Raw genomic sequence first — 24042 nt, 5'->3', positions numbered from 1 at the left:
GCGGGTGCCGCACGGGTCATCGGCCCGGCGGGGGATCATGATGGGAGTCGACTGCGCGATGGGGAGCAGGTGAACACGGTGGACGCACGGGTACCGCTGCTGGCGTTGCGGCAGATCAGCAAGCGGTTCAACGCCGTCGAGGCCCTGGTCGGGGTCGACTTCGAGGTGCACGCGCACGAGGTCGTCGCGCTGGTGGGCGACAACGCGGCGGGCAAGTCGACGCTGGCGAAGATCGTCTCGGGTGTGCTGACGCCGGACTCGGGGCTCGTCGAGATCGACGGCGAGCCCGTCACCATCGCCTCCCCGTCGGCTGCGCACGCGCTGCGGATCGCCACCGTGTTCCAGGACCTGGCGCTGTGCGACAACCTCGACGTGACGGCGAACCTGTTCCTGGGCCGTGAGCTGACGCAGAGCGGGTTGCTGAACGACGGACGCATGGAGCAGACCGCACGCCGGATCCTGCACGACCTGACCAGCCGCATCCCGTCGGTGCGGACCCCGCTCAACACGCTCTCGGCCGGCCAGCGTCAGTCGGTGGCGATCGCCCGCACCCTCATCGGCAGCCCGCGCCTGGTGGTGCTCGACGAGCCCACCGCGTCCTTGTCGGTGTCGCAGACGGCCGAGGTGCTCACGCACATCGAGCGGCTGCGCGACCTGGGCCTGGGCGTGATCCTCATCAGCCACAACATGAACGACGTGCGCGCGGTGTCCGACCGCATCGAGGTGCTGCGGCACGGTCGCAACAACGGGTCGTTCGACGCCGCGACGGCCAGCTACGAGGAGATCCTCGGGGCGATCACCGGCGCCACCACGCAGGCGGCGACCCAGGACGTGCGGCTGCCGCTGTCGTCCTGAGCCCGCGGGCTCCTCGGGGCGGCGTGGCCCGGTGGGATGTGGTGCCGTGGGGGCAGGGGCCCGCTGTCAGCGGAAGACGATGGTGCGGCGGCCGTCGAGCAGCACGCGGTGCTCGGCGTGCCAGCGCACGGCCCGGGCCAGCGCCCGGCGCTCCACGTCCTGACCGAGGGCCACGAGGTCCTCGACGGTGCGCGTGTGGTCCACCCGCTCGACGTCCTGCTCGATGATCGGCCCCTCGTCGAGGTCACCGGTCACGTAGTGCGCGGTCGCCCCGATGAGCTTGACGCCGCGGGCGTGCGCCTGCGCGTAGGGACGGGCGCCCTTGAACGAGGGCAGGAACGAGTGGTGGATGTTGATGACCTTGCCCTCGAGCCGGCGGCACAGGTCGTCGGACAGGATCTGCATGTAGCGGGCCAGGACCACCAGCTCGACGTCGAGCTCGTCGACCAGGGCGAGCAGCTGGGCCTCGGCCTGGGCCTTGGTGTCCTTGGTGACCGGCACGTGGTGGAACGGCACGCCGTAGAACTCGGCCATCGGCTCGAGCACCGTGTGGTTGGAGACGGCCGCGACCAGGTCGATGGGCAGTCCCTCGGACCGCTGACGGAAGGCCAGGTCGTTGAGGCAGTGCGCCGCGGTGGAGACCATGACGAGCGTGCGCACGGGCCGCCCGACGACGTCCAGGTGCCAGCGCAGGTCGAACCGCGGGGCGAGGGCCTCGACGGCGCTCACCAGCTCGGCGCGCGTGGCGGTGCTGGTGACCTGGACCCGCATGAAGAACAACCCCGAGTCCGGGTCCCCGAACTGCTGCGACTCGGTGATGTTGCCCCCGTGCTCGGCCAGCAGGCCGGCGACGGCGTGCACGATGCCGGGACGGTCCGGGCAGGACAGCGTCAGCACCCAGTGGGCCGGGGAATCCGAGGTGTGGGACACGAGTCCCGAGAGTAGTGCTCGCACGCGAACGGCTGAGACGATGGCCGTATGACGGCGCCTGCACTCGAGATCCGCCCGGTCACCGTTGAGGACGCCGGGGAGCTGTTCACGCTGCGCCGCGCGGCGTTCGTCACGGAGGCCCAGCAGTACGACGACCCGCACATCCCCCCGCTGACGCAGACCTTCGCGGAGCTGAAGGCCGACCTGGACGCCCCGGGGGTCATCACGCTCGGCGGGTGGATGGGCTCGCGGCTCGTGGGCTCCATCCGGGTGCTCGTCGAGGGGCCGAAGGCCACGTTGGGCCGGTTCGCGGTGGCGCCCGACCTGCAGGGGCAGGGGTTCGGCACCGAGCTGCTCAGCGCGATCGTGCCCTACCTGCCGGACGGCATCGAGGAGGTCTGGGTGTTCACCGGGCGTGACTCGCTGCAGAACCTGGCGATGTACACCAAGCACGGCTACGAGCACCAGCACGACAAGACCGCGGGCGACCTCACGTACGCCTACCTGCGCAAGCTGCTGGGTGGCGACGCGGCCTGACCGCCCGCCGGACGGGTCCCGCGGCGGGCCTGTCGGGTTGCTAGGCTGACCCGGTCGCGACTGGCGCATCGGGTGGGTCACCACCGGGGAGCGACGCAGCAGCAGGACCACGGGTCGGACGCCTGGGCCCCCGGTCGCCACACACCGAGTGTGAGGTGCCGGTGCACGTGTGCCGTCGCCCCGCACGCTGACTGCTACAGGGAGTGCCGATGAGCGCCGACCAGATCCCCCTGCTCGACCAGAACATCTCCGTGCTCGACCCGGAGATCGCCGCCGTCCTCGACGGTGAGCTCGCCCGCCAGCAGGGCACGCTCGAGATGATCGCGTCCGAGAACTTCGTGCCCCGCGCCGTCCTGCAGGCGCAGGGCTCGGTGCTGACGAACAAGTACGCCGAGGGCTACCCGGGCCGTCGTTACTACGGCGGCTGCGAGCAGGTCGACGTCGCCGAGACCATCGCGATCGAGCGGGCCAAGGCGCTGTTCGGCGCCGAGCACGCCAACGTCCAGCCGCACTCGGGCGCCACCGCCAATGCCGCGGTGCTGCACGCCCTGATCAACGCCGGCAGCAAGATCCTCGGCCTGGAGCTGGCGCACGGCGGCCACCTCACGCACGGCATGAAGATCAACTTCTCCGGCAAGCTCTACGACGTCGCCGCGTACGGCGTGAACCCCGACACGTTCCTGATCGAGCCGGAGGCCGTGCGCAAGGCCGCGCTCGAGCACCGCCCCGACGTCATCATCGGCGGCTGGTCGGCGTACCCGCGCGAGATCGACTTCGCCGCGTTCCGCGAGATCGCCGACGAGGTCGGCGCCAAGCTGTGGGTCGACATGGCGCACTTCGCCGGCCTGGTCGCCGCCGGGCTGCACCCCTCGCCGGTGCCGCACGCCGACGTCGTGTCCTCCACGGTGCACAAGACCATCGGCGGTCCCCGTTCGGGCTTCATCCTGTCCAAGGAGGAGTTCGCCAAGAAGATCGACTCCGCGGTGTTCCCGGGTCAGCAGGGCGGCCCGCTCATGCACGTGATCGCCGCCAAGGCCGTCGCGTTCAAGATCGCCGGTACCGAGGAGTTCAAGGACCGCCAGCAGCGGACGCTCGACGGCGCGCGGATCATCGCCGAGCGGTTGACGGCCCCCGAGGTCGCCAAGGCCGGCGTCTCGGTGCTCACCGGCGGCACCGACGTGCACCTGGTGCTCGTCGACCTGCGGCACTCCGACCTGGACGGCCAGCAGGCCGAGGACCTGCTGCACGCCGTGGGCATCACGGTGAACCGCAACGCGGTGCCGTTCGACCCGCGCCCCCCGCGCGTCACCTCCGGCTTGCGCATCGGCACGCCCGCTCTGGCCACGCGTGGTTTCGGCGACGCGGAGTTCACCGAGGTCGCCGACATCATCGCCACCGCCCTCACGCAGGGTGCGGCCACGGACGTCGAGGCGCTGCGGGCACGGGTGGTCAAGCTGACCGACGGGTTCCCGCTGTACCAGGGTCTGCAGCAGTACTGAGCGGGGGAGTGACGATGACCGCCCAGGTCCTGGACGGCAAGGCCACCGCCGCCGCCATCAAGTCCGAGCTCACCGACCGGGTCGCCGCGCTCGCCGCGCGTGGCGTCCGGCCGGGACTTGGCACGCTGCTCGTCGGGGAGGACCCCGGTTCGCAGTGGTACGTGGCCGGCAAGCACAAGGACTGCGCCGAGGTGGGTATCGCCTCGATCCGCGAGGACCTGCCGGCCGACGCCACGCAGGAGCAGATCGAGGAGGCCGTCCGCCGGCTGAACGACGACCCGCAGTGCACCGGGTTCATCGTGCAGCTGCCGTTGCCCAAGGGCATCGACACGCACCGGGTGCTCGAGCTGATCGACCCGGCCAAGGACGCCGACGGGCTGCACCCGACGAACCTGGGTCGGCTCGTGCTGCGCGTCAACGAGCCGATCGACACCCCGCTGCCCTGCACGCCGCGGGGCATCGTCGAGCTGCTCACCCGGCACGGGATCGACCTGCACGGCGCAGACGTCGTCGTGGTGGGCCGCGGTGTCACGGTGGGCCGGTCGATCGGGCTGCTGCTCACGCGGCGCGAGGTCAACGCGACCGTCACCCTCACGCACACCGGCACCGAGGACCTCGCCGAGCACACCCGCAACGCGGACGTGATCATCGCCGCCGCCGGGGTGCCCTCGGTCATCACCTCCGACATCGTCAAGCCCGGCGCGGTCGTCGTGGACGTCGGTGTCTCGCGGCTGGAGGACCCCGAGACAGGGCGGTCGCGCGTGGTCGGCGACGTCGACCCGGGTGTGCGGGACGTCGCGGCCTGGGTGTCGCCCAACCCCGGCGGGGTCGGCCCGATGACCAGGGCGATGCTGCTGCAGAACGTCGTGGAGATGGCCGAGCGGCTGCTCGCCTGAGGGCGCGCACCCCACGGATGACGAGCCCCGCCCAGGTCGCCTTGCGCGCCGGGGCGGGGCTCACGTCATCCCGGCCCGCCCGGTTCTCGTCCCACCAGGTCGCTCAACCGTCCGTCGGCGTGGCCAGGGCGGCGGGCGAGCCCGGTGCCCCATCGTCCATCGCCACCACGGCACCCGTCGCATCGGCCGTGATCCACGCGTCCTGGTACTCGCCGTCGACGGACAGTGCGAACTCCGTGGGTGTCGTCACGGCCGCGTTCGTCGCCCGGCGCACCAGCACCATCACGTCGGCGGTGGACATGTCGATGCCCGTCAGCCCGGCGGCCTGCTCGACCAGCAGCTGGACCGGCGTCAGGTCCAGCGTGGAGACGTCGAACAGCTCGGCGGGAAGCTCCTCGGCCGTCGGCTGGATCAGTGTCGGGCCCTGCCGCTCGGCCACCCCGTCGGCCCACCAGTAGCTGTCGGTGGTGGTCGCCCCGGGCGACGTGAGCGCCTCGGCCGCGGCGGACGCGCCGAAGAACGACAGCGACGTGAGCTGCGAGACGCCCGCCGCGGTGACCACGTCGTCGGCCACGGTGCGCGCGGCGCCGGGCTCGAACACCGTCAGGTACTGCGCGGACGCCCGTTCGCCGACGAGCTCGGCCCGCGGCACACCCCCGGCCCACGCCTGCAGCGCGGCGCGCTCCGGCCAGGCACGTGCACCGGCTCCGAGCAGCGCCGCCACCAGGAACAGCACCGCAGGGATGCGGATCAGGCCGGTGCGGGTGCGTCCTGACGGCAGGGGCTCGACCCACTCGGGGGCGGACGTCATCGCCCGGACGCGGGTGTCGGTCGCGGCCTGGTGCGCCCAGCCGGCCGGCGGGTCCGGGACGAGCACCACCTCCGGCCGTGCCGCATCGGCACGGACCACGACCTGCACGGAGCCGGGGACGACCCGTGCCGCGTCGAGAACCCCGATCACGGAGCGTGCGGTGGTCGTGTAGGCCGCGCGGGTGCGCGGGGCGACCAGCAGCCGCAGCTCGCACAGCGGCCGGTCGTTGATCTCCGTCCCGGTCTCCCGCACCGACAGCACCTGGGCGAGCGCGAGGCGGTCCTCCCTCTCGGCGGCCTCGAGGTCCCGCAGGGCCCGCGAGGTCTGCACCGAGGGCGCCACGGCGCTCGCCACGACGACGAGGGCGAAGAACAGCGACGTGGCGCTGCCGGTGACGGCGATGGCCGTCTCGGTCGGCACCTGGTCGAACCCCAGCAGCGCGAGGACGACGGAGGCGGCCAGGGCGCCGACGGACGCGGCGAGCAGCAGTCGGATCACGGAGCACAGCATGGCGACCGGGCACTGTCCGAGGCCAGTCACGGGTGCGGCGGTGCGCTCGCCCGCTTCGAGGTGCGCGCACGCGGTGCGTCGGCGAGGGTAGCCATGCCGTCTCCCTGCGCTCCAGAGGAGTCCCGATGGGCATCGTGCATCCCCACCTGTGGTTCGACGACCAGGCCGAGCAGGCGGCCGAGCTCTACGTCTCGGTCCTGCCCCGCTCCGAGGTCACGAAGGTCGTGCGGGCGCCCGCCGGGGTGCCGGGCGTGCCGGCGGGTCAGGCGTTCGTGGTCGAGGCGGTCCTCGACGGGCAACCGGTCACCCTGATGAACGGCGGCCCGACGTTCCGGCTCGACGAGGCGTTCTCGTTCGTCGTCGACTGCCAGGACCAGGCCGAGGTCGACCGCTACTGGGACGCCCTGCTGGCGGGTGGGGGAGAGCCGTCACGGTGCGGCTGGCTGAGGGACCGGTTCGGGGTCTCCTGGCAGGTCGTGCCGGTCGCGCTCGACCGGCTCCTGTTCGGGGCGGATCCCGAGGGCAGTGCTCGGGCGATGGCCGCGATGATGCCGATGACCAAGCTCGACATCGCGGCGCTGCAGGCGGCCTACGACGGCAGGTGAGACCCGCGGGCGATCTCTGCGAGCAACGCCTGCACCCGGCCCGTCCACGTGCTCCGGGAGAAGTAGAGGGTGTCGTCGGGGGAGAGTCGCAGAGTGGCGTCCGCCCCGGGGACGCCGTCGATCCACAGGACGACCTCCTCGGGCTGCAGACGCACCCCGGCCAGCGTGCCGTAGATGGTGGTGGACCCGCGGCTCATGCCGAACGGCAGCCCGATGTGCCTCTGGTCCAGATCACCTGCGGCCACGGCGAACTCGTCCTGGGCGCCCTCGGCGTCGGTCATCGTGCCCTCCTCGTCGGCGTCGTCCGGCGTCCACTGCCGGTGGAGGTACCGTGCCAGCGCCACGGCGTCGGACCGGCCAGGCGCGCCGCGGCCGGCGGCTGGGTGTCGGCGGCGTGCGGTTGGATGTGCGCTGTGCTGACCATCGCGACCGTCAACGTCAACGGCATCCGCGCCGCCTTCCGCCGGGGCATGCAGGAGTGGATCGACACGCGTCGGCCCGACGTCCTGCTGCTGCAGGAGGTCCGTGCGGACGACGAGATCCTGGCCGACCACCTCTCACCCGACACGTGGGACCTCGCGCACGAGGCGGGGGACGCCAAGGGCCGTGCCGGGGTGGCCATCGCCTCCCGGCTGCCGATGCGCGCGGTCCGCATCGGGCTGGGCGCGGGCGTCACGGGGGAGCAGGGGCGCTGGGTCGAGGCGGACCTGGAGCTGCCCGCGCACGACGGGGCCCCGGCCCGCACGCTGACCGTGGTGTCCACGTACGTGCACTCCGGCACCGCGGGCACGCCGTCCATGGACGAGAAGTACGCGTTCCTGGACCGGGTGACCGCACGGCTGGGGGAGATCGAGCAGGCCGGCGGGTACGCGGTCGTCGCGGGCGACGTGAACATCGCGCACCGCGAGGTGGACATCAAGAACTGGAAGGGCAACCTCAAGGCGGCGGGGTTCCTGCCGCAGGAGCGCGCCTACCTGGACCGCTGGCTCGACGACCTGGGGTGGCACGACCTGGGCCGTGAGCTGGGCGGTGAGGGGCCCGGGCCGTACACCTGGTGGTCCTGGCGCGGGCAGGCGTTCGACAACGACTCGGGCTGGCGCATCGACTACCAGCTGGCCACCGGTGACCTGGCCGAGGCGGCCGTGTCGGCCACGGTGGACCGTGCCGCGACGTACGACGCCCGGTTCTCCGACCACGCACCGCTGGTGGTCGAGTACGACCTGTGACGGGTTCAGCCGCCGGGCACCGGGGGTACGGGCGGGTGCTCGGCGAGCGTCGCGTCGATCTGCGCCGCGGTGGGGCAGGTGGCCGGTCCGGGGCGGGTGACGGCCAGCGAGGCGGCGACCGTGGCGCGCTGCACGGCGACCAGCGGCGGCAGGCCGGCGGCCAGTGACGCGGCGAGCACGCCGGTGTGCGCGTCGCCCGCACCGGTGAGGTCGACGACCTCGACGGGTGGTGCCGGCACCGCGACGACCTGGCCGTCGGCCGTGCGCAGCAGGCAGCCCTGGGCGCCGAGCCGGACCACGACGCCACCCGGACGCGCCCCGGCGGACGACCCCGGTGGCCGTGTCCGGGCCGCGAGAGCCTGGAGCGCAGAGTGCGGGTCGTCGCAGCCCGTCATCGTGGCCGCCTCCTGCTCGTTGGCGCTGCACCAGTCGGCACGGGACAGCACCGCAGCGAGCGCGGCGGGCGGCAGCACACCCACGAGCGGGCCGGGATCGAGCAGCACGGTGGTCGTCCCGGGCAGTGTGGGCAGCCAGGCCAGCAGCGCGGCACGGTTCGCGGTGTGCGCCAGCGCGTAGCCGGAGACGCACACGACGTCGTCCGGCCCGGCGTGCACAGGGGCGAGGTCGGCGGGTGCGAGTCCGGACTCGGCGCCCGGGCTGGTGACGAAGGTGCGCTCACCGCCGGCGTCCACCAGCACGACGACGGTGCCGGTGTCCGAGGCCACCGACGCGGGCTGGGCGAGCTCGACGCCCTCGCGCCGCAGGGCCGCGCGCACCAGGTCGCCGTGCGGGCCGGTGCCGTGCATCCCGGCGTACGTGACCCGTGCGCCCTGCCGGGCGGCAGCGAGCAGCGTGTTCACCCCGCCGCCCGGTGTCGGCGTCGCAGGCCCGGCGAGCACGTCGCCGCCGTGCTCGGGCAGGTGCGGCACGGTGAGCACGAGGTCCACCACGGCCTGCCCGACGAGCAGCACGCGCGCACCGTCGGGCGGTGTCGCCGGGGTCGTCCGCGGCACTGCGCCCCCGGCGGCACCTGGTCCGGGGCGCTCCGCCCTCCGAGCAGCGCGGGGGCGTGACCGGAGGGCGAGCAGGCCCGGCACGAGGGCGCCGAGCCGCAGGTGGTTGACCTCCTCGAGGCGGGCGCGCACCGGCTCCGGGAACGCCTCGACCCCGTACCGGGCGCCGACCATCGCGCCGGCCATGGCGGCGATCGTGTCGCAGTCGCCCCCGACGGAGGCAGCGAGCCGCACGGCTGCCCACGGGTCGTCCGGCCGGGACGCGACCAGCGCGAACGCCGCAGGCACGGACTCCTGCGTGGCCAGGCTCGTCCCCACGAGCGTGCCGACGAGCTCGAGGACGTCGGTGTCCGCGCGCCCGCGCACCAGCGACGTCGCCCAGGCGATCCGGGTCGCGACGTCGGCACCCGCCACCCACCGCCCGTGCCTTGCCGCAGCGCGGGCTGTGGCCAGCGCCAGCTCCAGGGTGCCGGCGGCGTCCGCCCCGTCGATGCCCGCGCTGACGGCCGCGGCCACCGCCCCCGCGCCGGCGTGGGCCAGCGAGGTGTGATGCGTGACGAGGTTCGCCTCGACCACCGCCGCCACGAGCGCGTCGACGTCGGGCGGTGTCGCGATGCCCACGGGGGTGATCCGCATGGCCGCGCCGTTGGTGTCACCGGAGCGTCCCGTCAGCTCGACCGGCACCCCGGCCAGCAGGTCGGTCAGGGCGCGTCGCGTGGAGGGCCCCAGCAGGTCGAGCGAGCCGCGGGCCCGCATGTCCTCCTCCCACGCGACCAGGCGGCGGGCCAGCTCGCCCGGGTCGACGTGGCCGTCTCCGTCGAGCAGCACGCGGGCCAGCACGAGGGCCTGCTCGGTGTCGTCGGTGACGGAGCCCGCCGGCATGCGGGCGGCGATGGGGTGGTCCTCGGGCCCGGAGGCGAACCCGGTGAGCACGAGGCCGTACCGCGCGACGATCGTGGCGCGGTCGAGCAGCTGGGTGGGCATGCCGAGGGCGTCGCCCACCGCGAGGCCGGTCAGGGCGCCGAGCGCACGGTCCTCAGCGTCCGTGGTGGTCACCGTGACCGTCGGTCGCCGGTGCCGACGCCGCAGCGCGGGCGACCTGCGCCTCGCGCGCGGCCTGCGCCTCGCGCTCGGACTGCGCGAGCGTGAGGACGTCCACGACGGTCGCCACGGTGACCAGCGGGGCGTACAGGCGCATCACGTCGAGGGCCTTGGTGTGCGACTCGTCGTCGATGCCCGTGCACGCGTCGGCGACGACCACGACCTCGACGCCGGCATCGGCGGCCGCCAGGGCGGTCGACAGCACGCAGCAGTCGGTGCTCACCCCGGCCAGTACCAGTCGCCCTGCGGGGCCCACGAGCCGGGCCAGCTCAGGGCCCCACTTGCTGAACGTCGGGGCGTCGAGCGTGCCGCCGTCCCCATCGGTGCCGACCACGGCAGCCGCGTCCGCGGCGAGCGCGGGGACGACGTCCCACAGCGGCGCCGCGGGCGGCTGCAGGGCGAACGGCCAGTCCTCGTAGTAGGCGCGCCACGCCCCGATCGGCGTCGCGGGGGAGATGAACCGGGTGAAGACTGCCCGGTCCGCGAACGCCTGCGCCAGGCGGTGCACGGGTTCGACCACCTCGTCGAACCGGGGTGCGCACCACGGGCTGGCGGGGTCGCCGAACACGTTCTGCATGTCGATCACGGCCAGCACCGTGCGCAGGGACACGGGGGAGGGCTCCGGGACGACCGGTGCGGTGCCCAGGCCCGCGTCCGGCGCGCTCACGGCAGGTCCGTGACGACGACCTCGACGTGCGAGGCAGGCAGGGACTCCTGGTGCCGTACCGCACCGCGGCGCAGCACCAACGTGGCGACGAACGCGAGCACCAGTGCGACCAGCACCCCCAGGTTGGCGTACGCCCACTCGCCCTCACGCCCGCCCAGGCCCACCGCGTCGAGCAGGTACCCCTGCCACTGCAACCACCCTGCGTACGTGTTGGTCACCAGCCCCCAGCCGATGGCCGTGGCGAGCACCAGGATGGCCAGCGGCACGACCGGCACGTCGCCGTAGCGGCCCTGCGGGCGGAACAGGTCGCCCTCGTCGTAGTCGGCGCGACGCAGGGCGATGTCGGCGATCATGATGCCCGCCCACGCGGCGATCGGGACGCCGAGGGTGATGAGGAAGCCCTGGAACGTGAAGAAGAACGCGTCGTCGGAGATGAACACGATGTAGACCGTGCCCAGCGCCATGATCAGGCCGTCGATGCCCGCCGCGACCGGTCGGGTGACCGGCAGGCCGGTGGAGACCAGGGCGAGCCCCGAGGAGTAGATGTCGAGCACCGCGCCCCCGACGAGCCCGAGCACGGCCACGATCGCGAACGGGACGAGGAACCAGGTCGGCAGGATCGTGGTGAGCGCACCGATCGGGTCGGCGGAGATGGCGGCTGACAGGTCCGGGTCGGAACCGGCCAGCAGCAGGCCGAACACGACCAGCACGAGCGGCGCCACCGAGGCGCCGAACGTCGTCCAGCCGACCACGCCGGCGCTCGAGGTGTGCCGGGGCAGGTAGCGCGAGTAGTCGGCGGCCATGTTGACCCAGCCGAGCCCGAAGCCGGTCATGGTGAACACCAGGGCGCCCAGGAACGCCGGGGTGGCACCGGCAGGCTGGGCCGTCACCGCGTCCAGGTCGATGTGGTCGAGGGTCAGCAGGATGTACCCGACCGTGAGGACCCCGGTGACGACCGTGATCACCGTCTGCATCCGCATGATCAGGTCGAACCCGACGACACCCCCGGCGATGATCAGCGCCGCGACGACCACCAGGGCGACGAGCTTGGTGGTGGTCCCGCCGCCCCAGCCGAGCTCACCGAGCACCGTCGCGGTGGCCAGGGTCGCCAGCGCGGTGAGCACGGTCTCCCAGCCGACGGTGAGCAGCCACGAGAGCACCGACGCCGCCCGGTTGCCACGCACCCCGAGCGCCGCCCGCGACAGGGTCATGGTCGGCGCGGACCCGCGCTTGCCGGCCAGCGCGACGATGCCGCACAGCAGGAACGAGAAGACGACACCCACCACCACCACGACGGTGGCCTGCGCGAACGAGATGCCGAAGCCCAGCACCCACGCGCCGTAGCTGATGCCGAGCACCGACACGTTGGCCGCGAACCACGGCCAGAAGAGCTGACGGGGCACACCCTTGCGCTCCGCGTCACCGATGACGTCGATGCCGTGCGTCTCGACTCGCAGGCCGACAGGCTCGACGGCCGTCGGACCAGCTACGGGTGCGGTCATGGGCCCTCCCGAACACGATGCGTGCACGCGCCGGTCGGCCGCGCGCCGGAAGGTCGCCCCCTGCCGCCCGTCCTCTCCCGTGCTTGCGACCCTAGGCGTGGCGTGTGCGCAGGTCAACGGATCACGACGGGATCAGGGACGGGGCTCGGCCACGTCGGCTGGGGAGTCGTCGATGGGGTCGGGCGTGGGCGTGGGGAGCTCGCGCAGGTGCACGAGGGGGGACAGCAGCACGGGCAGTGCCGCGAGCGCGGTGCCGACGGTCGCCACCCAGAGTGTGGGCACCGGGCCGAGCACGGTGCCGAGCCAACCGCCGAGCAGGCCGCCGATCGGCATGGTGCCCCAGACCAGGAACCGGACCGAGGCGTTCATGCGCCCGAGCAGCGCGGGCGGGCACAGTCGTTGGCGGTAGCTGACCTGCGCGACGTTGTAGACGACGACGACGAAGGAGAACAGGATCCCGCTGGCGACGAGGACGACCTGCGGTGGCACGGGCAGTACGAGCGCCAGCGGGACGAGCGCGAAGGCGGGGGCCATGAGCGCGGCGGAGAGGGGGATGATGCGACCCTCGCCGACGAGCCGGGCGAGCCGGTCGGCGGCGACGGCCCCGATCAGCCCCCCGATCGCCGAGGCCGAGAGCACCAGGCCGTAGGCCGACTCGTCCAGACCGATGGTGCGCAGCACGAAGATCACCATGACGGCTGCGCCGACGGAACCGAACAGGTTGGACGTGCCGGTGCACGCGACCACGCGGCGCAGCAGCGGCTGGTGCACGACGAACCGCAGTCCCTCGGCGATCTCGGTGCGCAGGGGCCGCCGCGCGGCAGGGTCGGGCCGGTCCTCCTGCTGGCGGATGCGGCTGACGGCGACGGCTGACACGACGGAGGTGACGACCGTGACCCCCACGAGCGACGCGGCCGAGACGAGGCGCAGCAGCCAACCGCCGAGTGCCGGGGCGGCGACCATGGCCACCGACTGGGTGGCCTGGAGCTTGGAGTTCCCCTCGACCACGTGCTCGAGCCCGACCAGGCCGGGCACGTACGACTGGTGGGCGACGTCGAAGAACACCGTCGCGACGCTGATCGCGAGGCCCGCGCCGTACAGCAGCGGCATCGATGCGTGACCGGTGAGCGAAGCGGCGACGACGACGGCGAGCACGGCGGCCCGGACCAGGTCGGCCGTGACCAGGACGTGGCGCTTGCGCATGCGGTCGACCCACGCGCCCGCGGGCAGGCCGATGACCAGGAATGCGGCGCTCTCGGCGGCGTTGAGGACGCCCATCTGCCAGGCGGTGGCGGCCAGCTGCTGCACGGCAAGGACGGGCAGCGCCAGCGTGCTCAGCTGCGCCCCGAGCTGGCCGAGTGCGTCGCCGGCCCACAGGCGCCGGAAGTCGGCGTGGTGGACGAGCGAGCGGCGGGTGGCCGTCGGGGCGGGGGAGGTCATGCGGGCAGCATCACGCCACCGATTGAGAAATGTCAATCAGTGTGTGAGCCTGATGACGTGAACCCCGAGCCTGTCGCCCCGCACTGCCGCCAGCCCTCCCGTGAGGCGGGCGACCAGCGCGACGCGGCACCGGACGGCCCGGGCAGCGAGGCGGAGCGTGACGCCGACGCGCGTGCCCTCGCCTCCACGCTCCGCCTGCGCATCCTGCGCCTGTGCCTCGACGAGGCGCTGACCAACCGCGAGATCGCAGAACGGCTCGGCAAGAACCCCGCGACCGTGCTGCACCACGTCCGCACCCTCGTCGACCGCGACTTCTTGCGGGCCCAACCCGTCCGCCGCGGCGCCCGCGGGTCGCGCGAGGTGCCCTATCGGGCGACCGGCCGGTCCTGGACGTCCGGAGCGTTCCGCGGCAAGTCGCGGCTTCTCATCGACACGTTCCTCGAGGAGGTTGCGCTCACGGACCCCGACACCGTCGAGGCCAGCCGGCTCGGCCTGCGGCTCGGCGCCGAGGCACGAGACGAGCTGCGCTCGCGGCTGCACGACGTGCTGCAGGACTTCGCCACCCGTGAGCCGGACCCGAACGGCACGCCGTACTCGGTGTTCCTCGCCGTGCACGAGGACGTCTCGCGGAAGGTCAGACCCCACCTCTGAGCGCCGTGATCGGCTCCACCGAGGCGGCCTTCAGCGCCGGGTAGACGCCCGCCGCGAGCCCGATCACCCCACCGGCCAGCGCCGCCGCACCCACCACCGGCAGGTCCAGCAGGGGCGACCAGTCCTGGGCCGCCGAGACGGCCACGACCGCCGTCACCCCCAGGGCGGCGCCGACCAGGCCACCCAGCAGGCCGATCACCACCGACTCGAGCATGAACTGCGCGGCGATGTCCCGCTTGGTCGCCCCCAGCGCACGCCGCAGACCGATCTCGCCCGCCCGCTCCATCACCGACAGCAGCGTCACGTTGGCGATCCCCACCCCGCCGATCAGCAGGGCCACACCACCCAGCGCCAGGAAGATCGTGTTCACGTCGGCCTGCACCGACTCGCGCACCGCCGAGGTCGACGGCGGCACCTGCACCGTGAACGTCTCCGGGTTGTTCGGGTCGAGCGCGACCGGCAGCTGGTCACCCACCACCGGGCCCGAGCCGACCGCCACGTGCAGGTGCAGCTCCTGCGGGGCCGTCAGGCCGAAGTCCGCCCGTGCCGTCCCGACCGGCAGGATCACCGCGTCGAGCAGGTCCGCCCGGCGCAGCACACCGTCGACGATGCCGATCACCTGGTACGCGCGCTCGCCGATGAACACCGACGGCTGCCGGTCCACGCGGCTGACGCCCAACCGGGCCGCAGCCCGGGCACCCAGGACGACCACGCGGTCGGCGCGCTCGTCGTGACCGGTGTCGAAGTACCGGCCCGTGACGACCCGGCCCTGCACGGCGCCGAGCAGGTCGGCCGACGTGGCGAGCACCTTCGGTGGGGTGACCGGCGCCTGCGAGGGGTCGTTCACCGGGACCGTCGTGACCTCGAGGTCACCGATGTCGACGACGGAGACCGTCGCTGCGGACTCCACCCCCGCCAGCCTCGCCGCACGGTCTGCGGCATCCCACGGCAAGGAGCTGGTCGCCCGCTCCGAACCGTCCCACGAGCGTGAGGTCGTCGGTTTGGCCATCGCCTGCGTGGCCGCGACCGCGTCGAACTGCTTGTTGATCTGGCCCGCGGCGGTCTGCGCCAACCCGATCGTCACGACCACCGAGGCGATGCCCAGGACCGTGCCGAGGATCGTCAGCAGCAGGCGGCCCGGGCGCGCGCCGATCCCGGCGGCAGCCTCGGAGAGCAGGTCCCGCACGCCGAACCTGTCGCCGCGGGGCGGTCGAGGCAGCCGCGCCCGGCGTCCGGTCGGCGCCGCGGCATCCGCCACCGCCACGTCCTTGCCGCGCGTGCGGCGGGGTGCGACCTCGGCCAGGCCTCTCATGCCATCTCCGTCAGTCGTCCGTCGGCGATCCGGATGCGTCGCTGGGCACGCGCCGACACCGCGGTGTCGTGCGTGATGACCAGCAACGTCAGCCCGTCGGCGTGCAGCTCGTCGAACAGGTCCAGCACGCTCGCGGAGTTCTCCGAGTCGAGGTTGCCGGTGGGCTCGTCGGCCAGCAGCACGTGCGGCTGGGCGACCACCGCGCGGGCCACGGCCACCCGCTGGCGCTCCCCGCCGGACAGGACCGTCGGCAGGAAGTCGACCCGGTGGCTCAGGTGCACACGGTCGAGGGCAGCCAACGCCCGGGTCTTGCGCTCCGCCCGGGGAACCCCCGAGTACAGCGTGGCCAGCAGCACGTTCTCCAGCACCGTCCGGTGCGGCAGCAGGTGGAACGCCTGGAACACGAAGCCGATGACCCCGGCCCGCAACGCCGCCCGTTCCCGCTCGCTGGCCGTCGACGTCGGCACCCCCGCCAGCACGTACTCGCCCTCCGAGGGGCGGTCCAGCAGCCCCAGCAGGTGCAGCAACGTCGACTTGCCCGAGCCCGACGGCCCGACGACCGACACGTACTCGCCGGCGTCGACGCGCAGGTCGGACGGGTGCAGGGCATGCACCGGGGGGTCGGACGGGAACTGCCGGCCGACCCCGACCAGCTCGATGACCGACCGGGGCCGGTCGTCGAGCGTCGGCTCCGGGAGCAGGTCGAGCACACTCATCCGGCCGCCCCGTCCTCGTCCGTGGTGCTCTCGTCGGAGGCCGCGTCGTCGGCGGCCGCCTCGTCGGCACCGGAGACACCGACGACCACCAGGTCACCCTCGTTCAACGGTGAGGCCGACGAGACGATCTCGACGTACCCCTGTGCGGCCAGGCCCGTGGTCACCGTGACCAGCTCGCTGGCGCCGTCCTTGCCGTCGAGCTCGACCCGGGACTCGCCGCCCGGCCCGGCCGTCAGCGCCGCGAGCGGCACCGCGAGCACCTCGCCACCCGTGGAGCTGACCGGGATGCGGATGCGCACGTTGGTCCCCTGCAGGGTGGTGACCTGCTCCGGCGTCAGCGACGCGGGGGAGAAGGTCACGGCGAAGCGCCCCGAGGCCTTGGCGGGCTGCTCACCAGAGCCGTCGCCCCCCTCGGTGCCGTCGCCGCCGTCGGACGCGGCCTCCTCGGGGGCGATCGCGGTGATCGACACCGGGATCTCCTGGTCGTCGAGCAGGATCGTGCCCGTCGCGCCCACGGTGAGCAGGTCCGCGTCGGCCTTCGCCGCCGAGCCCACGATCTCCAGCGTCGCGCCCGACACGCTCATCACGGCACCCTCGACGGTGCCCCCGCGCGTCACGGAGACGTCGTCGACGCGTCGCGGCAACGCCGCCATGAACACCACCTCGCTGGCCGGCAGCGGCGTGAGCGTCGCCTCCCGCGCGGTCGACAAGGTCGTCTTCGCCTCGGTGAGACGGGCGTTCGCCGACGACACCGCGGCGGCCTGCGCCGTGGTGTCGACCGGGTTGTCGGCCTCGTCGCGAGCCAGCAGCGCCACGTCCAGCTCCCCCTGCGCACGGGCCAGGGCGCCCCGGTCGCACGGGCGGTCCTCGGTCGGGGCGTCGCACGCCGCCTGGGCCTCCTCCACGGCGATCCGGGCCACGGTCACGGTCGAGTCGAGCTCGCGCAGGTGGGAGGCGGCCGGACCGGCCTTCGCGGTGTCCAGCTCGCGCCGCGCGGTCGCCAGCATCTCCTCGGCGGCGGTGACACCCTCCTGGGCCGACTTCACGGCAGCGGCCAGCTCGTCGGTCGCCGACGGCGCCTCGTAGCCGACCCGCTGGTAGAGGGCACGCACCCCGGCCGCGGCGGCCGCGTCGTAGTCGTCGGTCGCCGGGTCGCCGCCGTCGATGCCCAGCGCGGCCAGCGCCGCCTTCAGCTGGCTCACGTCCGGTCCGGAGACCCCTGCGCGCAGCGTGCGGTACGTCGGCAGGTCACCCGGCAGCACGATCACCGGACGTCCGGCGACCTCGAGCGCCACCGACGCGGCGTCGAGCGTGGCACCCACCTCGGGCACCTGCCCGGTCACGACGGCGCGCCCCTGGACCTCGCCGGTCTCCACGCGCACCGGCACCGGGTCCTCGTACCCGACATCGCCCCGCAGCACGACGTCGTTGGCGATCACGCGACTCTCCACCGGCACCGTGATCGGCCCGGCGTCCGGCGGTGCGGCCTGCGCGGCCGCCGCCCCCGGTGACTGCACCAGGCGGCTCAGCCCGAGCCCCGCCAGCAACGAGGCCACGGCAACCACGGCCAGCACGATGATCGTGCGCCGGCTGCCCGAGATCTTGGTGCGAGCGCTCACTTCTGCGTCGCCGCCTCGACCCATGCGTCCAGCTCGGCCTTGTGCTGGTCGACGAACGCCTGCTCGAGCTTGGTCTGGATCTCGAAGGTCTTGCGCTCGAAGTTGAGCTCCTTGCGGCAGTCGAAGTCGGCGGTCGCCACGGCGATCTCCGTGGCCGCGACCTCGTCGACCTTCGCCTTGTCCGGGCCCGACTCGTCGGTGACGTCCTCGTACAGCGCGTTCGACTGCTCGACGATGTCGTCCATCGCGGCCTGCTGGGTGTCGTAGTCGTAGCCCGCGTCGGCCATGCAGGTGGCCCACTTCTGGTTGAGCTCGGTCATCGCAGGGTCGGACTGCAGCTGCTCGTAGATCCCGCTGATCTCCTCCTGGAGCGCGGCGAACTCCTCCATGTTCCAGGCGCCGTTCAGCTCGTCGTACACCTCGTGCTGGCCCTTGCCCTGGCAGCCCGCCGTGGTCCAGTCGTACGCCGGGGCCTCCTCGCCCTCGACGTACTCCTGCTGCACCCCGTACAGCGCCTCGTAGTAGGCGGTGCGCTCCGTCTCCGACATCGCCTCGACGTACTCGGCGTTGGGGTCGACCCACTCCTCGGTGTCCTCCACCGGGGCCTGGTTCTCCTCGAACATCGTGGTCATGCCGTAGCCGTACTTCTCGACGTACTCGCGGCTGCTCGGGTCGAACTCCTCGTCGGTGACCGGCTCGGACATCATCGAGGAGTTGTCCACCGGCTCGTACTCGAAGCCCTGCTCGAGCATGCAGGCGGCGACGATCTCCTCGGACTGCGCGCTCATCTGGGCGTAGTCCTCGTCGGTGGGCTGCTCACCGCCGCTCAGCTTGGCGTAGTACGCGCCCAGCGGGGACTTCTCGTACTCCTCGGCGGAGATCGGGCCGGAGTCTCCGTCCGCCTCGGTGTCGTCGGAGCAGCCGGCGAGCAGCAGTGCGGTGCAGGCCAGGGCGGCAGCAGCCGTCCAGCGGCGGGTTCGGGTCATCGGAGGTGCCTCTCTCGCAGGGGGCGGGGATGGATGGTGTCGGTGACCGTGCGGTCAGGGGTTCGTGGGTGGGTCGGAGGGCAGGTTCACGGCGTCGACCCAGGCGTCGACCTCGGCGCGGTGCAGGTCGAGCCACTCCTGCTGCAGTTCGGCGGCGATCGCGGCGTGCTGCGCCGCGTAGCCGGTCTCGTCCTGGCAGGCCAGGTCGGCGCGGGCGGTGGCCAGCTCCTCCTCGGCGAGCGCGTCCGTGCCCGCCGCGTCGGCGACGAGGGTCTGCGGGTCGACCAGCGCCTGGTACCGGTCGCGGAACGACATCTCGCTGGCATGCGGGGACCCGTACACGTACCCCTGGTCGGCCATGCATCGGGACCAGGCGGTGTCGAGCTCGGCGAAGGCTGGGTCGTCGTCCAGCGCGGCAAGGAACTCGCCCGCCTCCTGGCGCACCGCCGCGAACGGCTCACCGGCGGCGGACAGGTCGGCGGCCTCCCGGCACCCGCCCGCGCGCCCCACCGAGTCGGTCTCGCGTGAGGTCACAGGCCCCCACAACGCCTCGTCGTACGCGTCCTTGCCGGCTGGCGTCAGCGAGTTCAGGTAGTCCCAGTCGGGCGAGACCCCCAGCTCCCAGCTCATCGAGCCGGCCTCCTCGCTCGGAGGGTTCGTGACGCCGTAGCCGTACTGCTCGACGTACTCGCGTGAACCGTGCAGGGGGCCTTCGGAGATGTGCACGGCGGACACGTCGGGCACCTGCGGGGTGTACTGGAAACCCAGCGCGGTCATGCAGGCCGCGATCCTGTCCTCCTGCACACGCACCTGGTCCACGGCAGCTGCCGCAGGGTCCTCCGCGACCGTCGGGTCACCCCCGCCGAGCTGCGTGAGCAGCACGTCGAGCGGTCCTTGGGCCATCGACGCCCCCGTCGGTGACGGTGAGGCCTGCGGGCGCTGCGCCGCGTCGGCCACGTCCCCGCCGGTGCATCCCGCCAGCGCCAGGACCGCGAGGGCGACGCCCGCGCTCGCGGTCCTGGCACCGCAGGCGGCACGACATCGGGGTCGGCACGCACCCCCCGTGGCGCGCGTCACGGGGCGTCCACCGTGGCCAGCCAGGCGTCCAGCTCGGCGCGGTGCGCGCTCACGTACTGCGTCTCGAGGGCACTCTGGGCGGTGCGCCGGGCGGCCTCGATGCCCGAGTCGGCCGTGCAGCCCTGGTCGGCCAGCGCCAGCGCGATCTCCTGCGCCTGCAACGGGCCGCGCTCATCCGCCGGGATCGTGCCGGGACCGTTGATCTCGGCGGCGCTGACCCGTGCACTCATGTCGGAGAGTGCGTCGGTGGGGTCGTCGTAGCCGGCGTGCCCGGCGTCGGCCATGCACTCACGCCAGCGGCCGAGCGCCGAGACGACCGCCGGGTCGGCCTCCGCCTCCTCCTGCAGGCTCGAGGCGACCCCGAGCAGCTCGACGTACATCGGGTCCTCGAACCAGGCCGGCGCGTCGGTCGCGGCGGACGCCAGGCACCCGCCCGTCCCGTCACCGTCCGGACCGTGCAGTGCGGCGTCGTACGCCTCACGTTCCGCGGGAGTCAGCGCCTCGACGATGGCCTCGTTCGGGCTCGGTGTGCGCGGCGCCTGCCCGCCGGTGCTCGCTGCGGCGTCGACCAGCCCGTACCCGTGCTCGGCGACCCAGTGCTCGTCGCGCTCCGGCACCTCGACGAGGGTGGACTCCCACAGGTCGCTCGGGATGGGCACCCACTCGAACCCCTGCTGGTGCATGCAGGCCGCGACCCGGTCGGCCTGCTCGGCGCGCGCCCGGTCCTGCTCCGCGGTGCCGCGTGCGGTGAACTCGGCCAGGTACGCCCACAGCGGGGTAGGTCCGTCCTCGACGTCCGCACCTGCGCAGGCGGCTGCAGGCAGCACCACGCAGCAGGCAAGGATGGTCGTCGTCGTCCGACGAGTTCGCTCGTGCACGCCGCCCCCTGGCATCACGGTGCGCACGGCTCGTCCCGGCGCGCACGCGACGGTAGCGCTACCACGGTGCCCCAAGGATCGACCCGGGGATGGACAACGTTCGGGGCCGCTCGGTCGTCGGGTCGCCGGGTGCCGGGCGGCGCGGGCGTCAGTAGCGGATCGCATCGATGACCTTCACGCGCACCGCGACCGTGGCAGGGATGAGCCCGGCGAGCGCACCCACCCCCGTGGCGCACGCCATGCCGATCAGCGCGGCGGACACCGGGAACGGAGGGCTGTCCTGCAGCGCCGTGCCGAAGAGCCGGTCGATCGGGATGTTCTTGATGACCGCGACCGCCAGGACCACCCCGACCAGCCCGGCCACGACGGTCGCGACGACCGACTCGAGCATCACGCCGAAGAACACCCGGGTCGAGGTCGCCCCGAACGAGCGGCGGATGCCGATCTCGCGGATGCGGTGCCGGACGGTCACCAGCGAGATGTTCAGCAGGCCCAGCCCGCCCAGCAGCAGCGCGAACCCGCCGATGCCCAGGGCGACCCACCGCGCAGCGCCGTCGAGCCCGGTGCTCCAGCCGTCGGCGTTGCTCCACACGTCGGAGCGCCAGGTGGGCAGCGCGGCGTTCAGGTCGCGGGGCACCGCCCTCCGCAGCCCGTCGGCCTGGTCGGGCGGCACCCACATCTGCAACGACGGGGGCTGCAACCCGTAGGCGGCATCGGTCAGGGGCCAGCGCGAGAGCTGGTCGAAGAGCACGAAACCGGTCGGCTCGGCCTGCTCCCACTCGTCGCGCATCGTCCCGACGATCGTCGCGCGCACGCCTGCGCCCTCACCCACGAGCACCGTCGGGTGGCTCGACAGGTCGGCCAGCCCGAGCCGTTCCAGGAAGGCCTCGTTGACCACGAGCTGCGGGGCGAACGCGTCCGCGTCGCTGTCGGCGAACCACCGGCCCTGCTCCGTCGTGATCCGGTTCATCACGCCCAGGTCCGCATCGACGCCCCGCACCTGCACGGGTGCCGTGCCGTCCGGGAACCGCACGTCCATCTGCGTCCACGCGTCCCGGGAGGCGTACGTGATGCCGTACCGCTCGAGCACCACCTGCTGCGCGGCGTCCAGCACGGCCAGCGAGTCGGCGTCCACGACCCCGTCGTTCGGGTAGCTGCTCAGGGTGAGTGTGACGGCGCGGCCGTTGCTGCGCTCCATCTGCTCCTCCATGCCCTGCGAGAGCATCTGGACGGCCGCGGTGACCGCGGTGATGGCGGTGACCGCCGCGGCCACGCCGATGAGTGCGAGCAGCACGCGCAGCTTGTGGATCCGCAGCTCGTCCCAGGCTTCGACGAGCGCACCGGCGATCCCGCTCACGCGCCCGCCCCTGCTCCGCCGCCCGCCCCGGGCGCGCCGCTGGGCAGCAGACGTTCGGACAACCCGCCCCGGTCGGACACGAGGGTCGGCACGTCGCCGACCCAGTCGGCGGCGCGGCCGTCCGTGCCGAGCACGATCGGGACGAGCACGCCGTCGGCGAGCCGGTACTGGCGTTGTGCGCGCGCCGCCACGGCCAGGTCGTGCGTGATGGTCACCAGCGCGGCCCCGGTCTGCACGGCGACGTCGTCGAGCAGGTCCATCACCTGGCCGCCCGTCTCGACGTCCAGGGCGCCCGTGGGCTCGTCGGCCAGGATCACTCGAGGGCCGCGCACGAGCGCGCGGGCGATGGCCACCCGCTGCTGCTCACCGCCCGACAACGTCTCCGGACGCGTCTCGAGCCGGTCCCCGAGGCCGACCCGCTCGAGCATCTGCGCCGCGATCCGGTTCCGCGACCAGAACTGGCGGCCGTGCGCGTACAGCAGGGGAGCGGCGACGTTCTCCAGCGCGGTCCGGCCGGGCAGCAGGTTGAACTGCTGGAACACGAACCCGAAGTCCCGGCCGCGCCGCCGCGTGCGGACCCGGTTCGACAGGCGTTCGATCGGCACGCCGTCGAGCAGGTACGTGCCCGTGGTGGGGGAGTCGAGCAGCCCCAGGATGTTCAGCAGCGTCGACTTGCCGGTGCCCGAACGGCCGACCACGGCCACGTGCTCCCCGGCACCGACCGACAGGGTCACCCCCTGCAGGATGTGCAGCATCCGGTCGTCGGGCAGTCGCACCGAGCGGGTGACGTCGGTGAGGTCGAGCAGGCTCATCCGCCGCACACCTGCGGGTCGAACTGCGACGGGTCGGCGCAGTCCACCTGGCCGGCCCCGCCGGGCACGGGGATGAACTGCAGGATCTCGTCGCCGACGGCCAGGCCCTGCGTGATCTGCACGTTCTCGCCGTCCGTCAGGCCCAGGCCCACGGCGCGCTCCTCGTGCGTGCCGTCCGGCACGACGACCCACACGTTGCCGGTCTCGAACACGCCCTGCACGGCGGTCACCGGTACGACCACGGCGTCGGTCGCGGTGCCGTTGGTGATCTCGATCGTGGCGCCCAGGCCCGGGAACGCGGTCACGTCGCCGGGGACCGCGCAGACGACCGTGCCGCTGGTCCCGGCGCCGTCGGACGTGCCGACCGGGTCGGACGGGTCGCCCTGTCCGGTCGAGGCGGCCGCGGTGGCGTCGAGCCGCAGCCCGGTGCAGGTGAACGGGGCCGGGCCGCCGGTGAGCGCCACCGAGGCCTCGCCCGGTGCGCCGACCAGCCGGTACTGCTGCTCGGGGGTGAGGGTGCCGCTGACCGACAGCGTGCCAGGTGCGACGGAGCCGATGGTGTCGCCCACGGACACGATCTGGTCCTTGAGCGCCGTGAGGGTCACGGTGCCCGCGATGGGTGCCTTGACGGTCTCGACGACGACCTTGGGCTTGGTCTCGGTGACGGTCTGCTCGCCCGTCTCGGCGTTCGTGCTGACGACCGGGTCCTGCGGGGTCTCCTGGCGGATCTTCAGCAGGGGTGTGCCGGCATCGACGTGGTCGCCGGACGTCACCAGCAGCTGCGAGACCGTCCCGGCGAGGGTGGCGCGCACCGGGGTCGCCGGGTCGCTCTGCACGGTGGCCTGCACCGTGACCGCGTTGGTGATGGTCCCGGTGGTCGCCTGCACGGTCGGTTCGACGACCTGCCCGGTCGGCTGGAGCGAGTCGTCGGCGGGGCTGATGTCGGCACCCGCGAAGGCCAGCTTGACCAGGGCGAGCGCGATGACGGCCCAGACCACCAGTCGCAGCGCAGGGAAGATGATCCGGCGGGTGACGCCCACGG

The 24042-nt window shown here is 73.2% G+C and carries 23 protein-coding genes and 1 riboswitch; of the genes, 7 read left to right on the top strand and 16 right to left on the bottom strand.

What is annotated here, in order from left to right; genetic code table 11:
* The first annotated feature begins 78 nt into the window (after positions 1 to 78).
* On the top strand, positions 79 to 855 hold the full coding sequence (locus ACTHAM_RS12500; protein WP_440687908.1) for an ATP-binding cassette domain-containing protein: 777 nt from the start codon (positions 79 to 81) through the stop codon (positions 853 to 855).
* A 66-nt stretch (positions 856 to 921) separates the two neighbouring features.
* On the opposite strand, the gene purU is transcribed toward ACTHAM_RS12500, so the two are convergent.
* Positions 922 to 1785, bottom strand: coding sequence for a formyltetrahydrofolate deformylase (gene purU, locus ACTHAM_RS12495; RefSeq protein ID WP_440687906.1), 864 nt, complete (start codon positions 1783 to 1785; stop codon positions 922 to 924).
* A 48-nt stretch (positions 1786 to 1833) separates the two neighbouring features.
* On the opposite strand from purU, the gene ACTHAM_RS12490 reads away from it, so the two are divergent.
* From ACTHAM_RS12490 to ACTHAM_RS12480, 3 genes are all read left to right on the top strand, one after another.
* Positions 1834 to 2322, top strand: coding sequence for a GNAT family N-acetyltransferase (locus ACTHAM_RS12490; protein WP_440687904.1), 489 nt, complete (start codon positions 1834 to 1836; stop codon positions 2320 to 2322).
* A gap of 46 nt (positions 2323 to 2368) precedes the next feature.
* Positions 2369 to 2457: riboswitch (ZMP/ZTP riboswitch) on the top strand.
* A 74-nt stretch (positions 2458 to 2531) separates the two neighbouring features.
* On the top strand, positions 2532 to 3821 hold the full coding sequence (glyA, locus tag ACTHAM_RS12485; protein WP_440687902.1) for a serine hydroxymethyltransferase: 1290 nt from the start codon (positions 2532 to 2534) through the stop codon (positions 3819 to 3821).
* Between the two features lie 14 nt (positions 3822 to 3835).
* Entirely contained in the window at positions 3836 to 4717 is an 882-nt protein-coding gene (locus ACTHAM_RS12480; RefSeq protein ID WP_440687900.1) for a bifunctional methylenetetrahydrofolate dehydrogenase/methenyltetrahydrofolate cyclohydrolase, read from the top strand.
* Positions 4718 to 4820: 103 nt separating this feature from the next.
* On the opposite strand, the gene ACTHAM_RS12475 is transcribed toward ACTHAM_RS12480, so the two are convergent.
* Positions 4821 to 6026 (bottom strand): hypothetical protein, encoded by a 1206-nt coding sequence (locus ACTHAM_RS12475; protein WP_440687898.1) that lies wholly within the window; start codon positions 6024 to 6026, stop codon positions 4821 to 4823.
* Between the two features lie 137 nt (positions 6027 to 6163).
* Here ACTHAM_RS12475 and ACTHAM_RS12470 point away from each other — a divergent pair, with 137 nt between their 5' ends.
* Positions 6164 to 6643 carry a VOC family protein gene (locus ACTHAM_RS12470; RefSeq protein ID WP_440687896.1) on the top strand — a complete coding sequence of 160 codons (480 nt, stop codon included), beginning with the start codon at positions 6164 to 6166 and terminating at the stop codon, positions 6641 to 6643.
* Here the strand turns inward: ACTHAM_RS12470 and ACTHAM_RS12465 are convergent.
* Positions 6628 to 6987, bottom strand: a complete 360-nt coding sequence (locus tag ACTHAM_RS12465) for a hypothetical protein (RefSeq protein ID WP_440687894.1) — start codon at positions 6985 to 6987, stop codon at positions 6628 to 6630. The two genes, ACTHAM_RS12470 and ACTHAM_RS12465, sit on opposite strands and share 16 nt — an antisense overlap.
* A gap of 69 nt (positions 6988 to 7056) precedes the next feature.
* Here ACTHAM_RS12465 and ACTHAM_RS12460 point away from each other — a divergent pair, with 69 nt between their 5' ends.
* The gene (locus tag ACTHAM_RS12460; protein WP_440687892.1) at positions 7057 to 7869 is read left to right on the top strand and encodes an exodeoxyribonuclease III; all 813 of its coding nucleotides are present in this window, start codon (positions 7057 to 7059) and stop codon (positions 7867 to 7869) included.
* A gap of 5 nt (positions 7870 to 7874) precedes the next feature.
* Here ACTHAM_RS12460 and ACTHAM_RS12455 read toward each other — a convergent pair whose 3' ends face one another.
* The 4 genes from ACTHAM_RS12455 to ACTHAM_RS12440 form a co-directional block, all read right to left on the bottom strand.
* Complete coding sequence (locus tag ACTHAM_RS12455) at positions 7875 to 9938, bottom strand: PfkB family carbohydrate kinase (protein WP_440687890.1); 2064 nt, start codon at positions 9936 to 9938, stop codon at positions 7875 to 7877.
* The gene (locus ACTHAM_RS12450) at positions 9919 to 10650 is read right to left on the bottom strand and encodes a cysteine hydrolase family protein (protein WP_440687888.1); all 732 of its coding nucleotides are present in this window, start codon (positions 10648 to 10650) and stop codon (positions 9919 to 9921) included. Before ACTHAM_RS12450 ends, ACTHAM_RS12455 begins: the two co-directional genes overlap by 20 nt.
* Positions 10647 to 12152 (bottom strand): purine-cytosine permease family protein, encoded by a 1506-nt coding sequence (locus ACTHAM_RS12445; RefSeq protein ID WP_440687886.1) that lies wholly within the window; start codon positions 12150 to 12152, stop codon positions 10647 to 10649. Before ACTHAM_RS12445 ends, ACTHAM_RS12450 begins: the two co-directional genes overlap by 4 nt.
* A gap of 132 nt (positions 12153 to 12284) precedes the next feature.
* Positions 12285 to 13592 (bottom strand): MFS transporter, encoded by a 1308-nt coding sequence (locus ACTHAM_RS12440; RefSeq protein ID WP_440687884.1) that lies wholly within the window; start codon positions 13590 to 13592, stop codon positions 12285 to 12287.
* A gap of 57 nt (positions 13593 to 13649) precedes the next feature.
* Here ACTHAM_RS12440 and ACTHAM_RS12435 point away from each other — a divergent pair, with 57 nt between their 5' ends.
* Positions 13650 to 14243 (top strand): winged helix-turn-helix transcriptional regulator, encoded by a 594-nt coding sequence (locus ACTHAM_RS12435; protein WP_440687882.1) that lies wholly within the window; start codon positions 13650 to 13652, stop codon positions 14241 to 14243.
* On the opposite strand, the gene ACTHAM_RS12430 is transcribed toward ACTHAM_RS12435, so the two are convergent.
* The 9 genes from ACTHAM_RS12430 to ACTHAM_RS12390 form a co-directional block, all read right to left on the bottom strand.
* Positions 14227 to 15555: an ABC transporter permease gene (locus ACTHAM_RS12430; RefSeq protein WP_440687880.1), complete on the bottom strand. Its 1329-nt coding sequence runs from the start codon at positions 15553 to 15555 to the stop codon at positions 14227 to 14229. The genes ACTHAM_RS12435 and ACTHAM_RS12430 overlap by 17 nt on opposite strands.
* Positions 15552 to 16271, bottom strand: a complete 720-nt coding sequence (locus ACTHAM_RS12425) for an ABC transporter ATP-binding protein (protein ID WP_440687878.1) — start codon at positions 16269 to 16271, stop codon at positions 15552 to 15554. The genes ACTHAM_RS12430 and ACTHAM_RS12425 overlap by 4 nt, the downstream gene beginning before the upstream one ends.
* Entirely contained in the window at positions 16268 to 17890 is a 1623-nt protein-coding gene (locus ACTHAM_RS12420) for a hypothetical protein (RefSeq protein ID WP_440687876.1), read from the bottom strand. The genes ACTHAM_RS12425 and ACTHAM_RS12420 overlap by 4 nt, the downstream gene beginning before the upstream one ends.
* Positions 17887 to 18876, bottom strand: coding sequence for a hypothetical protein (locus tag ACTHAM_RS12415; protein WP_440687874.1), 990 nt, complete (start codon positions 18874 to 18876; stop codon positions 17887 to 17889). The genes ACTHAM_RS12420 and ACTHAM_RS12415 overlap by 4 nt, the downstream gene beginning before the upstream one ends.
* A 54-nt stretch (positions 18877 to 18930) precedes the next feature.
* Complete coding sequence (locus ACTHAM_RS12410; RefSeq protein ID WP_440687872.1) at positions 18931 to 19779, bottom strand: hypothetical protein; 849 nt, start codon at positions 19777 to 19779, stop codon at positions 18931 to 18933.
* Between the two features lie 170 nt (positions 19780 to 19949).
* A complete protein-coding gene (locus tag ACTHAM_RS12405; protein WP_440687870.1) occupies positions 19950 to 20783 on the bottom strand; it encodes a hypothetical protein in 834 nt (277 codons plus the stop codon).
* A gap of 196 nt (positions 20784 to 20979) precedes the next feature.
* Positions 20980 to 22188 (bottom strand): ABC transporter permease, encoded by a 1209-nt coding sequence (locus tag ACTHAM_RS12400; protein WP_440687868.1) that lies wholly within the window; start codon positions 22186 to 22188, stop codon positions 20980 to 20982.
* Complete coding sequence (locus tag ACTHAM_RS12395) at positions 22185 to 23000, bottom strand: ABC transporter ATP-binding protein (protein WP_440687866.1); 816 nt, start codon at positions 22998 to 23000, stop codon at positions 22185 to 22187. Before ACTHAM_RS12395 ends, ACTHAM_RS12400 begins: the two co-directional genes overlap by 4 nt.
* On the bottom strand, positions 22997 to 24040 hold the full coding sequence (locus ACTHAM_RS12390) for an efflux RND transporter periplasmic adaptor subunit (protein WP_440687864.1): 1044 nt from the start codon (positions 24038 to 24040) through the stop codon (positions 22997 to 22999). The genes ACTHAM_RS12395 and ACTHAM_RS12390 overlap by 4 nt, the downstream gene beginning before the upstream one ends.
* Between the last annotated feature and the right edge of the window lie 2 nt (positions 24041 to 24042).

The organism is Cellulomonas soli, from assembly GCF_052036975.1.
GTDB lineage: Bacteria > Actinomycetota > Actinomycetes > Actinomycetales > Cellulomonadaceae > Cellulomonas > Cellulomonas soli_A.
Note: the sequence above shows the minus strand (reverse complement) of the source record. Positions and strands in the feature narration are given on the sequence as shown.

What these genes read in the sequence shown, in the direction of transcription:
- ACTHAM_RS12480 (WP_440687900.1), top strand. Translation starts at nt 3,836, where the DNA reads ATGACCGCCCAGGTCCTGGACGGCAAGGCCACCGCCGCCGCCATCAAG.
- ACTHAM_RS12395 (WP_440687866.1), bottom strand. Translation starts at nt 23,000, where the DNA reads ATGAGCCTGCTCGACCTCACCGACGTCACCCGCTCGGTGCGACTGCCC.
- ACTHAM_RS12410 (WP_440687872.1), bottom strand. Translation starts at nt 19,779, where the DNA reads ATGGCCCAAGGACCGCTCGACGTGCTGCTCACGCAGCTCGGCGGGGGT.
- ACTHAM_RS12415 (WP_440687874.1), bottom strand. Translation starts at nt 18,876, where the DNA reads ATGACCCGAACCCGCCGCTGGACGGCTGCTGCCGCCCTGGCCTGCACC.
- ACTHAM_RS12430 (WP_440687880.1), bottom strand. Translation starts at nt 15,555, where the DNA reads ATGAGAGGCCTGGCCGAGGTCGCACCCCGCCGCACGCGCGGCAAGGAC.
- ACTHAM_RS12425 (WP_440687878.1), bottom strand. Translation starts at nt 16,271, where the DNA reads ATGAGTGTGCTCGACCTGCTCCCGGAGCCGACGCTCGACGACCGGCCC.
- ACTHAM_RS12470 (WP_440687896.1), top strand. Translation starts at nt 6,164, where the DNA reads ATGGGCATCGTGCATCCCCACCTGTGGTTCGACGACCAGGCCGAGCAG.
- glyA (WP_440687902.1), top strand. Translation starts at nt 2,532, where the DNA reads ATGAGCGCCGACCAGATCCCCCTGCTCGACCAGAACATCTCCGTGCTC.
- ACTHAM_RS12445 (WP_440687886.1), bottom strand. Translation starts at nt 12,152, where the DNA reads ATGACCGCACCCGTAGCTGGTCCGACGGCCGTCGAGCCTGTCGGCCTG.
- ACTHAM_RS12490 (WP_440687904.1), top strand. Translation starts at nt 1,834, where the DNA reads ATGACGGCGCCTGCACTCGAGATCCGCCCGGTCACCGTTGAGGACGCC.
- ACTHAM_RS12440 (WP_440687884.1), bottom strand. Translation starts at nt 13,592, where the DNA reads ATGACCTCCCCCGCCCCGACGGCCACCCGCCGCTCGCTCGTCCACCAC.